This window comes from Phormidium pseudopriestleyi FRX01, assembly GCF_017313335.1.
GTDB classification, from domain to species: domain Bacteria; phylum Cyanobacteriota; class Cyanobacteriia; order Cyanobacteriales; family Laspinemataceae; genus Laspinema; species Laspinema pseudopriestleyi.
In genome coordinates this window covers 1-13180 of the sequence record NZ_JAFLQW010000548.1, presented here as the reverse complement: position 1 = coordinate 13180, position 13180 = coordinate 1, and the positions used below count along the sequence as shown (strand labels likewise).

Below are 13180 nucleotides of genomic sequence, written 5' to 3'. Positions count from 1 at the left end.
TCTTTCTTCGTATAGATGCCAGATTTAGAGAAAAATGCTGCAATGAAGGTATTGTTACGGATTAAAGACATGAGCCAACGAGTTTTGATTATTGGCGGACGGGGACGCATCGGCAGCAGCATTGCTGAGGATTTGCTCGCCCATACCGATGCAGAAATTACAGTAACGGGACGGGACAAGGCATCGAGAAAATCAGTATCAGTAGAGGAGACCCTCGGCGATCGCCTGAAGTTTCGCGCGCTACATTTAGACGATCGCCCTGGATTGGAACAGGCGATCGCCGACAGCGATCTCGTCGTTCATAGTGCCGGACCCTTCCATCACCGCGATGCCCGAGTCCTCCAACTCTGCATCGATCGCGGCGTCAGCTATACCGATGTCAGCGATAACCGGGGATTCACCCGCAGGGCGCTGGCATTGCATGAATCCGCAGAAAAAGCGGGCATAACCGCCGTCATTAATACTGGAATTTTTCCCGGTATTTCTAATAGCATGGTTCGCCAAGGTGTCGAACAACTTCACGAAGCCGATCGCATTCATTTAAGCTACGTTGTGGGCGGGTCAGGGGGTGCAGGAGTCACCGTCATGCGAACTACATTTTTAGGCTTACAAAACCCCTTTTATGTCTGGATTGATGGTCAATGGCAACAGGTTAAACCCTATACCGATCGCGAAACTATCGAATTTCCCGAACCCTACGGAAAGGTCGGAGTTTACTGGTTTGATATGCCAGAAGCCTTTACCTTACCTGACTCCTTCCCCGTCAAAACCGCCATTACCAAATTCGGCACTTCCCCGGATTTGTACAACCATTTAACCTGGATGGTGGCTAATTTATGGCCCTCCGCCGCCCTGAAAAATTCCGCCGTGGTGGAGTTTTTATCTCAAGTCAGCTACCGGATGACGGGAGTCACCGACAAATTTAGCGGGACTGGGGTGGCGGTGCGATCGCAAGTCAACGGTAGGAATGCCGAGGGACAACCCGCCACGGTTTGCAGTACAGTGGTTCATCATAGCGCCGCTGTTGCCACGGGAATTGGCACCGGAACCATCGCCGAACTGATGCTGAATGGAAAGCTCACAAAACCGGGCGTATGGCCCGTAGAACAAGCCTTACCTACTTCGTTGTTTGAATCAATTATGACAACTCGGGGAATCGAGATTGCTCATCATTGGTTGTAAGCTGTCCCTATCTATAATTACCCCGGATTAACCATGCACAATTGTCTGAATTATATTGATGGTCACTGGTTACCCCCCGCCTGTGGGGAAACGATGGAAAGTCGCAATCCCGCGCATTGGCGCGAACTGGTTGCCACCTTTGGGCGATCGCGTGAGATTGATATAGAAATGGCCGTGACTGCCGCCCGCATGGCCTATCGCACTTGGCGACGAGTTCCGGCACCGGAACGGGCCGAATTTTTATACCGCTTCGGGGAATTATTGCGCGATCGCAAAGCAGAACTGGCCTACTTAATGAGTCAGGAAATGGGAAAACCCCTAACTGAAGCCAATGGAGATGTCCAAGAAGGCATTGACTGCGCCTTTTATTATGCCGGAGAAGGTCGTCGTCTGTTTGGGCAAACCACCGCCTCGGAAATGGATAATAAATTTGCGATGACCGTGCGAATGCCCATCGGAGTCTGCGGTTTAATCACCCCTTGGAATTTTCCCATTGCCATTCCCTGTTGGAAAGCGATGCCTGCCTTAGTTTGCGGGAATACCATCGTCCTAAAACCGTCCGAAGACACCCCTGCGGTGACTAACTTCCTGTTTCAGGTTTTCCATGATGCCGGATTTCCCCCGGGTGTGGTCAACCTGGTGCATGGGTTGGGAGAAGAAGCGGGAAAAGCCTTGGTAGAACATCGCGATATCAATTTAATTTCATTAACCGGGTCCTCACAAACTGGCGCGGAAGTAGCGGCTATCTGCGCCAAACAGCACAAGCGGGTTTGTTTGGAAATGGGGGGAAAAAATGCCCAGGTGGTGATGGAGGATGCGGATTTAGAATTAGCCCTGGAAGGCGCAGTCTGGGGGGCTTTTGGCACGAGTGGGCAACGGTGTACCGCCACCAGTCGCCTCCTGCTGCATCGGGATATTAAGGATAAGTTTACCGAAATGCTGCTCGATCGCACTCGGAAACTTCGTCTGGGACCCGGAACAGACCCGAATACTGACATCGGGCCGATTGTCAATGCCACGCAACTGAATACGATTGAGGAGTATATCGAAATTGCCCATCAAGAAGGGGCGAAGATTTTAATCGGTGGCCATCGCACAACGGCTGGAACGCTGACTGGGGGATTCTTTTTTGAGCCAACTATCCTGGATGGGGTGATGCCGGATATGCGAGTCGCACAGGAAGAGATTTTTGGGCCGGTGGTGGCGTTGATGGAAATTTCTTCTTTTGAGGAGGCGATCGCCATTCTCAATGATACCTCCTATGGGTTATCTTCCTCGGTTTATACTCGCGATGTAAATCGGGCGTTTCAAGCCATGCGCGATATTGAAGCCGGAATCACTTATATTAATGGTCCGACCATTGGTGCCGAGGTGCATTTACCCTTTGGTGGTGTTAAACAAACTGGCAACGGACATCGTGAGGCAGGGACAGCAGCGCTGGATGTGTTTACGGAATGGAAAACTGTTTATGTAGACTTTTCTGGACGCTTACAACGGGCGCAAATCGACAATCGCGAGTGATTTTAGTGGAGATTACCCCGGGATGAGGCTCGGAGTGCGATCGGCTGATGACAATTCAATCCCAGCCCGATTTGACCCACAAATGGGCTATGATAACTTCTGGGCTAAGTCCCTTTTGAATCATCTGTTTTTGAACTAAAAACCGCAGGAGTTAACGATGTCTACCCCCCAAAAAATTCTCGCCTTTGCTGGAAGCGCTCGTGAAGCGTCCTTTAACAAAAAACTGGTCCAAATTGCGGTCAATGGCGCTAGAAAAGCTGGTGCAGAGGTTACTTATATTGACCTGCGAAATTTTCCCATCCCCCTGTTTGACCAAGACTTAGAAGCAGCAGAGGGAATGCCACCCTATGCTCAGGAATTAAAATCATTATTCTTGGCTCACCAAGGATTGTTAATTGCCTCCCCGGAGTATAATAGTACCATTAGTCCTCTGCTTAAAAATGCGATTGACTGGGTATCCCGTTCTGCTCCTGGTGAACCTATGTTGGCTGCTTTTTCAGGCAAAGTTGTGGGAATTATGAGTACCTCTCCTGGTGCTTTAGGGGGATTGCGGGGGTTGGCTTCACTCCGAGAAATGCTGGGGAATATTAGTATGATTGTTTTACCGGATCAAAAAGCTATTCCCCAAGCGTTTGAAGCCTTCACTGAATCTGGGACGTTAAAAGACTCCAAACAGCAAGAAGCCGTGGAAAATATCGGGGCAAAAGTGGCAAAAATGTTAGCCAAGTTGAACGCTTAATTTGAAAAAAGGGTGGGATTAATTCCAATTCATCTATCAGCCTGAATCCTATTTTGAGGGAGCATCCCAATGCTCGCCGCCCTCACACTCAGTCCCTCTCCCAGAGTGGGAGAGGGACTGAGTGTGAGGGCTTCTCCCTTTTTGGGAGAAGGGGCGGGCTTACAAGAGTAGGTTTTTTACGAACGGTCCCCGGACCTTGGCAAGGGGAGGGTTAGGGTGGGGTCCTCCTGACGAGGCTTTGCCACGTCACGCACTCACTGGATGCGATCGCGCCTGTATGGAGGCGGGTGCCAACCTCTTTCTACGCGCAAGTGCGATCGCACGTCACTATGACCCCACCCTAACCCTCCCCTTGCCAAGGTCCGGGGACCGGAAGCCTCAAGAGGGTTTGGAGACCAAACCCCTACATCCTCCTCTTTCACAGAGTCGAGGCTAACTGAGCTAAAACCCTAGCTAATTGGGCGGGTTCTACAGGTTTAGAAAGGTGCTTTTGAAAGCCTGCCAGGAGCGCTTGGGCGTGGTCCTCCTCTGAGGCGAAAGCAGTCAGGGCGATCGCAGGAATATGGCTGTTGCTGTCAGCTTCATGGTGGCGGATTTGCTGAATTAAATGATATCCGTCTTCTCCAGGCATTCCAATATCGCTAACTAAGATATCAAATTTGAATTGGTCCATCAGGGCGATCGCCTCGGAAACCGAAGTCACCACGCGAACCCGCACCCCATAATCTGTCAGCATCGCTTGCATTAATTCCCCGGTATCCGGGTCGTCATCCACCACCAACACCTGCAACCCATCCAGGGCCCACAGTTGACTCGACAATCCCTCTTCCCTGGAACAGGAAGTCTCGACTGTCTGCTCTTGTGGCAGTTTTGGCAGAATCGGGAACTGGACAATCAACGTGGCCCCTTGGCCTTCACCCTCACTCAGCGCTTGGACCTTGCCCCCGTGGAGTTCGACTAAGTGACGGACGATGGTCAATCCTAACCCTAATCCGCCATAGGCGCGAGTCGTAGAACTATCCGCTTGGCGGAATCCCTCAAAAATATAGGGCAGAAAGTCTGGATTAATGCCAATTCCGGTATCCTGAACCTGGAGGGTAATATAGGAGTCTGTCTGGGCGATCGCCACAGAAATCTTACCCCCTGCTGGAGTAAATTTCACCGCATTAGACAACAAATTCCAGGCTACTTGCTGCAAGCGATCGCTATCTCCCGAAATCAAGGCGATCGCCGGGTCAAAGTTGAAATCAATCTGAATTCCCTTCGCTTCAGCCGTGGGAAGCATTGTATCCAGGGCCGCTTCAACAAGGGGAATTAAATTCACCGGACGCAGTTGTAAGCGAATTTTGCCCCGAATAATTCGGGAAACATCCAGGATATCATTGATCAGATTAACCTGTTGTTTGGCATTGCGCTCAATGGTTTCTAATGCTTTTGTCTTCGTCGGTTCATTCATCTTGCGGGTGAGCAGCAACTGGGTCCAGCCCAGAATCGAATTGAGGGGCGTGCGAAGTTCATGGGAAACAATCGATAAAAACTCATCCTTGATTTGATTCGCCTTCATTAATTCTTCCGACTGTTGCTGTTGGAGGATGAGCGCTGCTTGCAGTTCTCGCTTATGGAAAGTCAGTTCTGAGGCGAGGACTTCTATATCAGAGCTTTGAGAGGCTAACTCCTGCTGTAACAAATCCCGCACCCGTTTAATGGCGATCGCATTGCCCACACGCCCCCGCAATTCTTCCACAGAAAAGGGTTTCATCAGATAATCTTGGACCCCTTCGCGCAATAACTGCACCCGCAACTCATCATCATCTTTTGCCGTTAACATGATAATTGAAACATCGGCGAAATCCTGATTACTGCGTAATAAAGACACCAGGCGATCGCCGCCAATTTTGGGCATCATCACATCACTCAAGATTAAATCTGGATGCAAAGTGAGTGCCTGTTCCAATCCTTGTTCTCCGTTAGACGCGGTAGCAATTTGATAGTCCCGTCCCAAGATTTCGCAGACAAAGCGATTCATTTCTGGGTTGTCTTCCACAATTAAAACCAGGGGGCGAGAGTCATTTGGACGGAGAATCGGGGGAGTTGTCTCAACGGTTGAAGTCGGTTCAGCGATCGCCGATTCAGCCAAATCCTCCCAGAGGGAAGATTCCGCCATCGTCTCCGTCGTCTCCGAGGCCACCGCCACAGGAAGCTGTACAGTAAACATCGCCCCGCCTAGGGGTGCATCCGAGACGGTAATGCTCCCCTGATGAAGTTCTACAAATTCCTTAACAATCGCCAACCCCAACCCCGTCCCGCCAAACCGACGGGTACTCCCCCCTTCAATTTGGCTAAACCGCTCAAAGATGGTTTCGCGCCGTTCAGGAGGAACCCCTGGACCACTATCTTGGATGGCGATCGTCACCAGATTGTTTTCCCCCTCCCTCACTTCCAGAGAGAGGGAACAGTCAATTTGGCCTCCCTGGGGGGTGAACTTAAACGCATTGGAGAGTAAGTTTAAAACCACCCGCTCAATTTTTTGGCGGTCCAATTGGGTCACCAAGGACTCGGGAGTCCTCACGGTTAAGTTAATCTCACGTTCGATCGCTAAGGCGTCAAAGTTTGCCGCTACCTGGCTGATCAGACTCGCCAAGTCCAGGGGAACTTCTGCCAGTTCCATCTTGCCTGCTTCTAGCTTAGAGATATCCAGGAGATCATTAACCTGTTTGAGGAGCATTCGGGCATTGCGTTCGATTACGAGCAAGTCCCGGTGTTGTTCCTCCAAGAGTGGGTGATCGGCGAGCAACTTCTGAGTCGGACCTAAAATCAAAGCCAAGGGAGTTCGCAATTCGTGACTGACATTGGCAAAAAATTGGCTTTTGACTTCATTGAGTTGCTTCATCTGACCATAGAGGGCTTCGAGTTCTTGGTTCGCGCGTTCCAGATTCAAGCGGCGTTCTTCAGAAACTTGAGCCGAGTCCAATAATTTCAAGGCTTTGGGGATTAACGGCGGTAAAGAAATTGCCGTGGTGACAGAGGCGATCGCCGTGATTAATTTGACATTACCCGATAACCAGTAGGTGGGATTCCATAAGGTCCATACGGCTAGAAAATGGGTCATGCCACAAGCGATGATAAAGGCACCAAAGGCTAAAAACATCCAATGGAAAGGGATATTTTGCCGCGCTTTATAAACGAAATAGGTAAGGCTGGTAGAAATGGCAACATAGGCGATGCCAATCAGGGAGTCTGAGGTCACATGGAGCCAAACTAACGAGGGCTTCCAGAGATAACAATGTCCGTGGGGGATAAACCCGTCCTTTGCCAACAGATTCCCGAGCAGGTCGGGCCACAGCGCGAGGGTTAAGAGGGTGAGCAATCCAAATATACCGCTAATTAATAGGATTTTTAGGTCCTGGTTACTGTTAGTTTCGGGGGGATTTTTAAATCCTTGTTCTTCCGTCTGGGAGCTGAGAGTGGCCGGATTAAAATTAAATTGGTTCATAGGGCTTTAATTCATTAGAATCAGATTGTTTTTAGGGAGCGTTCTGGGAATTGATAAGGGTTAAATTGATGGGTTATGGTCAAACCTAACTATGCCTCAGCACCCCAACGAGATGGATGGATTTTAATTTGGAGAAAATCGCGATAATTTGAGGGTGAGAAAATCACATTCCGACGAACTCTGCTTCCCTAATTTCAATTTTAGCCTTCAAACGGTCAGAATTTCAGAGATGCAAGAGAGGGATCAAGAGGGACTCGGAAATTATGGGATTAGATTAAGCCCGTTTGTTTGGCAATTTCCGCGAGGGCAGTTGCTAATTTCATCGGTTCAACAGGTTTAGCAACATGAAGATGAAATCCCGCTAAAAGGGCTTGTTGGCGATCCTCTTCCCGAGCAAAAGCGGTCAAGGCGATCGCCGCAATGGGCTTACAGTATCCCGCCTCGCGCTGGCGAATTTTACGGATTAAAACATAGCCGTCTTCATCGGGCATTCCAATATCGCAAATCAAGATATCATGACGCGATCGCTCGGTGGCGGCTAAGGCTTCGGCAGCGGATAAAACCACCGTCGTCTTGACCCCATATTCCGCTAGGACTTGAGCAATCATCTCTCCGGTATCGCGATCGTCATCCACAACCAGCACCTTTAAACCGGCGAGGTTCAAGGGACAGTGCCCGATGGTTTTCTCATCCCAAGTCATGGAATCGGGATCTAGGGGAGAGTTTTGGGAGACACCGATGGGGAGTGCCACGGTAAAGGTTGAGCCAGCATCTTCAGCCTGACTGAAGGCATGGACTGTACCCCCATGCAGTTCGACGAGGTAGCGCACAATGGTTAAGCCCAGACCGAGACCCCCGTGGCTGCGGGTGGAGGAACTATTGGCTTGGCGGAAGCCCTCAAAGACGTGAGGCAGGAATTCAGAACTGATTCCAATCCCCGTATCCTGAACCCGAAATTCTAAGTGATTCCCTACCTGCTCGATCGCCACCGTCACCCGTCCGCCATTGGGGGTGAACTTTACGGCATTGGAGAGCAGATTCCAGACAATTTGATGGAGGCGGCTACTATCCCCTAAAATCGGCTGTCCGGTTGAGTTGAACAGGGTGTGGATTTCAATCGATTTAGCTAACGCTGCCGGAGTCAGGGTGGCAATAGCTTGTTCCACCAGGGTTTCCAGATACAAGGGAACTCGGGTGAGGCGAATTTTCCCCTGCATAATCCGCGAGACATCGAGGATATCATCAATCAGGTTCACCTGATGCTTGGCATTGCGTTCGATGGTTTCTAGGGCTTTTTGTTGGGTCTCTTCTTTGAGGGTGCGCGCACGGAGCAATTGCGCCCAGCCGAGAATGGAGTTGAGGGGGGTCCGCAATTCATGAGAGACGATCGCCAAAAATTCATCCTTGAGTCGGTTGGCTTTTTCGGCACGATCGCGGGCTTGCTGCTGGGCTTCATAGAGGTTAGCGCGGTCAATGGCAAGTGCTACGCGATCGGCGACCAGTTGCAGCAAATAGACATCTTCTGCCATGAATTCTCGCGGCGACTCGGTACTGACATGGAGCACCCCAAGCACCCGGTCTTGTAACAGCATCGGGGCGCCCATAATTGACTCAATTTTTTTATCTCGGAACAGCGGACTAATCACTTGAGCATGAGCATTGCACTCAATCTTCATGGGTTGCCGAGTCTGGGCAATTTGTCCCGAAAATCCCAGACCCATCGGGATTGGGATATTGGGATACAGGGGTTGCTGTAAATCTAAGCCTTTTGTGGCGGTCACGATCAGGGCCGTTTGGTCCTCGTTGACCAATAAAATTACGGCAGCATCTACTTCTAACACCACCGTGAGGCGATCGAGCAATTCTTGGAGTAGATCATGGAGAGATAAAGGGGCGATCGCCACATCCATAATCGCTTGTAACCGATGCACCATTGTTGTTGCCCGTTCGGACAAAATTCGGGCCGCCTTCTCCCGTTCCAACAACTCCATTCGCTCTTGTTGTGCCTGCTTGCGTTCGTGAATGTCCGTATTAGTCCCAAACCACTTGACGATTTCCCCCTGATGATCGCGCATTGGTACCGCTAATCCCAGATGCCAGCGATAAGCGCCATCGCAACCCCGGCGCATTCTTACTTCAATTTCATAAGGTTCTCCGTTTTCCACGCAAGCAGTCCAGCGTTCGCGACATTCGGACAAGTCGTCGGGATGCATGATGAGCTCCCATCCCCAGCCTAACAATTCCGCCACACTCAAGCCGGTGTAATCACTCCATCGCTCACTCAGGTAATCTACGGTCCCATCCGGTAGGGCGGTCCAGACCATTTGCGGAATCGCTTCGCTCAGGAATCGATAATATTGCTCGCTGGCTTCTGCCTGACTTCTGGCGGTTTGTTCCAGTTGTAACAGTTTAATCCGTTCAGCTTCTGCCTGTTTGAGGGGAGTAATATCAATTGCTGACCCAATGAACCCCACTAAATTGCCCTCGGCATTCAACCGGGGAACCCCTGTTTCTAACATCCAGCGATAGGCTCCATCGGCTCGTTGCAGGCGGTATTCCTGAGTAAAGGGTTGGCTTGCCTTTACCGCTTGTTGGTAACTCAAGATGCACTGGAGTTGATCCTCGGGATGGATCCGGTCCCGATGGTTGAGGTCCGGGTCCGCTTCCAGTAATGCGCCAATGAAGTTTAAGCCCCATTTATTTAAAAAGGTCCACTGCCCCTGGCGATCGGCTATCCACAACAGCACTGGAGCCGTATCTGCCATATCCCGGAACCGTTTTTCACTGTCGCCCCTGGCTTCCTCAGCCTGTTTCCGTTGGGTAATATCGTAGCGGATGGCTAAATATTGAAAGGGCTTTCCATGACTATCTAAAAACGGCACAATTACCGTATCCACCCAATAAAAAGTCCCATCTTTAGCCCGATTCTTAATTTCTCCTCGCCACACTTCCCCCCGAGCAATAGTCACCCAAAGATTGATAAAAAATTCTTTAGGATGATAGCTGGAATTGACCATATAATGGCTTTGTCCCAGCAATTCACTCCGGGAATATTGAGAAATTTGAATAAATTTATCGTTAACATATTGAATGGTTCCTTTGGCATCAGTGGTGACAACAATTGCTGATTTATCTAAAGCCAATTGGAAATCGGATAATTCTTTCAAGGTTTGTTGGAGTTCAGCTCCGGCCCGCTTGCGATCGCTGATGTCCCGCACTGATGCCATCCACACAGAGCGACCCAAATAGAGGGTCGGTTGAATTACCGTTTCTAGGGTGATCGTTGTCCCATCTTTTTTGATGCCAACCGCCTCTGATGACCCTTCCTCTGTCCATTGGCCGTCAGCTAACATTAACGCTACCGTCTCCTCTGTAAAAATATAGGTTAAGGGCTGTTCTATCAGTTCGTCCGGGTCATATCCAAATATCTTTTCCAGGGAGGGATTCACGGCAATCATGCGATCGCCTTCATAAAAGAAAATCCCTTCTACTGTCGATTCAGCGAGGGTTTTAAACTGTTGTTCACTTGCTTTGAGTGCCGCCTTAGCCCGCTTGCTTTGGGTGATATCCCGGCTAATTTTAGAGAACCCGTAAAGATTACCCGGGTTATCGTACAAAGGCGTAATCACTTCATGGACCCAAAAGCGGGTTCCGTCCTTTCGCAGTCTTTCTCCTTCTTGTTCCAACCGTCCCTGTTCTTCCGCCTGTTTCAAGTCTCGTTCCGGTTGACCTTCAGCCACTGCTTCTGGGGGATAAAAGCAAGAAAAATGTTTGCCAATAATTTCCTCGGCTGCATACCCTTTGAGACGTTTTGCCCCTGGATTCCAGCTATTTACCCGCCCATCGGGTGCGAGCATATAAAGTCCATAATCTTCGATGCCATCCACCAACAAGTGAAAGCGCTGTTCGCTTTGTAGAAAAGATTCGAGATGTCTTTGAGCCGTTCTGGCACTCTGGACAGACTGTTGTTTTGCCTGTTGCAATGAGCCAATGCCGATCGCCATTGCCGCTCCTTCAATTAGAAATAACATCAACCGGAATGTTTGCCCCAACGTGCTTTCTATCAGGGAATAAACGGGAGATAAAAATAAGTAACCGCTGGCTAATCCGGCGAATAGGGTGGCCATCAGTCCCGCTCTCTTACCCCCAAACCAAGCACTGACCAAAATCGCCGCAAAATAGACCAAAAAGGGGCTTTCCCTTGAAATGAAGGGTTCCAGGGCGATTTTAATCCCCGTGGCGAGGCTGACACTGAGGAGGGCAATCCCCAATGGGTGCAGGAATTGTAGCAATGGCGTTGAATGCTGATTGAGGGGATAGCAAAGCTGACGCAGTTTGCTAAATAGACGCAGGAGTAGGGATGGACCTATTTTCATCATAGTTTGGAGGAGTCAGGAGCTTGGGGATGGCACTTTCAAGGTGCGAACAGGAGAACCTTAAGAAACCATTTTATCTGTTCCGATTTAACCTCAGCCTCTTTTTCATTCTATTCCTACCATTTTAGAATTTCGACTTTATTTTTTGGGGAAAAAAGGGATAAAATCCAGTTAATCTGGAGTTAAACCGTAAATATACTTATGATGACTCGCTCCTATTTTCTCCTCAAATTGCTCCCAGGTCAACTCCATTGGCTACCCGGTCAACTGTAATTACATTAGAATCGCGTCGAGTAGACATTAGTAAATCGGAAAAGTGGAATGGCGATGGATGAAATTTTAACGGGCCAATCTTTACCTCGGAGGCCCCATCTGGTCACCCCCTTACCGGGACCCCGCGCCCAAGAACTGGTTCAGCGCGATCGCGCCGTGACTTCTCCCTCCTATACCCGAGGATACCCCTTAGTTGTCGCCCGAGGAGAGGGTTGCTCAATCCAAGACGTAGATGGCAACGTCTTCCTCGACTTTACCGCAGGCATCGCCGTCACCGCCACCGGACACGCTCATCCCCAAGTGGTGCAAGCGATTCAAGCTCAGGCGGCCCAGTTGCTCCATATGTCGGGGACCGATTTTTACTATGAACCAATGGTGGAACTGGCGGAACAGTTGGCCAAACTCGCCCCATTTCCCCAAGGTGCCAAGGTCTTTTTCAGCAATTCTGGGGCGGAATCCAACGAAGGGGCGCTCAAATTAGCCCGCTATGCGACGGGAAGGACTCAAATTGTGGCCTTTCTGGGGGCATTTCACGGGCGCACCTTCGGCGCTATGTCCCTCACGGGTTCAAAAGCGGTGCAACGTCAAGGATTTGGGCCATTATTACCGGGAATCACTCATATTCCCTACGGCACTCATGCCAGCTTAGACTATCTGGAGTTTCAACTGTTTAAGACGGTGTTACCCCCGGAGGAACTCGCAGCGATCATCGTCGAACCGATTCAAGGGGAAGGGGGATATCTAGTTCCAGAAGATGGATTCTTGGCCCGAATTCGGGAAATTTGCAGTCGCCATCACTGTTTAATGGTGGTGGATGAAGTACAATCGGGCATGGGTCGCACGGGCAAGTTGTTCGCCGTGGAACATTGGAATGTTATGCCGGATATCATTACTCTGGCGAAAGGGATTGCCAGTGGATTACCCCTCGGGGCCATTCTCGCTCGTCCAGAATTGATGACTTGGCCCCCGGGTTCTCACGCCACCACCTTTGGCGGGAATCCGGTTGCTTGTGCCGCAGCGAATGCGACGTTACAGATTCTCACTCAAGGGGCGATCGCCAATGCCACCGACATGGGTGAGTTATTACAGGCAGGGCTCAGAAAATTAGCCCACCGCTATCCCCACCTCTCACAACCGCGAGGGAAAGGGTTAATGGTGGCAGTGGATTTACTTGATGAATCTGGTGCTTTGGACCCGTCCTTACGCGATCGCGCGATCGATGAGGCATTCTATCATGGACTGTTACTCATCGGCTGTGGCAAATCCGCTATCCGCTTTTGTCCGCCTTTGGTGGTTGATGCTGAACAAATTCAGGTGGCGTTAGAGATTCTCGATGCCTGTTTCGCCAAATTGTTTAATCCCCTGTAATGCCTTGGGGTTTCTGCATGAGTTCAAAGGGACAAGAATCCCGGTTTTTTGTCCTCACTCTCGACTCCTGTACCGATTCCCTAGGCCGATCGCCTCTCCTGTTTCTCTCACAATTCCCGGAGATATTCCGATGAAACAAGCATTAGTTGCCCAAGCGTTATGGCATCAACTCTGGCTAGACTACAGTCACCGGGTTCCCTACGCCCGAATCTACGAGGCGGCGATCTC

General features: G+C 50.2%; 7 protein-coding genes. 5 read left to right on the top strand and 2 right to left on the bottom strand.

Translation table 11 applies throughout. The features are described 5' to 3' along the window. Positions 1-69 precede the first annotated feature (69 nt). From J0895_RS20790 to J0895_RS20775, 4 genes are all read left to right on the top strand, one after another. Positions 70-1182 (top strand): saccharopine dehydrogenase family protein, encoded by a 1113-nt coding sequence (locus J0895_RS20790; protein ID WP_207089907.1) that lies wholly within the window; start codon positions 70-72, stop codon positions 1180-1182. A 33-nt stretch (positions 1183-1215) separates the two neighbouring features. Next, on the top strand, positions 1216-2703 hold the full coding sequence (locus tag J0895_RS20785; RefSeq protein ID WP_207089906.1) for an aldehyde dehydrogenase family protein: 1488 nt from the start codon (positions 1216-1218) through the stop codon (positions 2701-2703). Between the two features lie 157 nt (positions 2704-2860). After that, positions 2861-3442 (top strand): NADPH-dependent FMN reductase, encoded by a 582-nt coding sequence (locus tag J0895_RS20780; protein WP_207089905.1) that lies wholly within the window; start codon positions 2861-2863, stop codon positions 3440-3442. Between the two features lie 196 nt (positions 3443-3638). Further along, on the top strand, positions 3639-3878 hold the full coding sequence (locus J0895_RS20775; RefSeq protein ID WP_207089904.1) for a hypothetical protein: 240 nt from the start codon (positions 3639-3641) through the stop codon (positions 3876-3878). Here the strand turns inward: J0895_RS20775 and J0895_RS20770 are convergent. After that, the gene (locus J0895_RS20770; RefSeq protein WP_207089903.1) at positions 3861-6935 is read right to left on the bottom strand and encodes an ATP-binding protein; all 3075 of its coding nucleotides are present in this window, start codon (positions 6933-6935) and stop codon (positions 3861-3863) included. The genes J0895_RS20775 and J0895_RS20770 overlap by 18 nt on opposite strands. 269 nt (positions 6936-7204) lie before the next feature. Beyond that, positions 7205-11314 carry a PAS domain S-box protein gene (locus J0895_RS20765; protein ID WP_207089902.1) on the bottom strand — a complete coding sequence of 1370 codons (4110 nt, stop codon included), beginning with the start codon at positions 11312-11314 and terminating at the stop codon, positions 7205-7207. Between the two features lie 324 nt (positions 11315-11638). On the opposite strand from J0895_RS20765, the gene J0895_RS20760 reads away from it, so the two are divergent. Further along, positions 11639-12952, top strand: coding sequence for an acetyl ornithine aminotransferase family protein (locus J0895_RS20760; RefSeq protein ID WP_242541468.1), 1314 nt, complete (start codon positions 11639-11641; stop codon positions 12950-12952). Positions 12953-13180: the final 228 nt, after the last annotated feature.

Bases quoted from the DNA above. Each gene is read 5' to 3' on its own strand.
- J0895_RS20790 (WP_207089907.1), top strand. From the start codon at position 70: ATGAGCCAACGAGTTTTGATTATTGGCGGACGGGGACGCATCGGCAGC.
- J0895_RS20785 (WP_207089906.1), top strand. From the start codon at position 1,216: ATGCACAATTGTCTGAATTATATTGATGGTCACTGGTTACCCCCCGCC.
- J0895_RS20780 (WP_207089905.1), top strand. From the start codon at position 2,861: ATGTCTACCCCCCAAAAAATTCTCGCCTTTGCTGGAAGCGCTCGTGAA.
- J0895_RS20770 (WP_207089903.1), bottom strand. From the start codon at position 6,935: ATGAACCAATTTAATTTTAATCCGGCCACTCTCAGCTCCCAGACGGAA.
- J0895_RS20765 (WP_207089902.1), bottom strand. From the start codon at position 11,314: ATGATGAAAATAGGTCCATCCCTACTCCTGCGTCTATTTAGCAAACTG.
- J0895_RS20760 (WP_242541468.1), top strand. From the start codon at position 11,639: ATGGATGAAATTTTAACGGGCCAATCTTTACCTCGGAGGCCCCATCTG.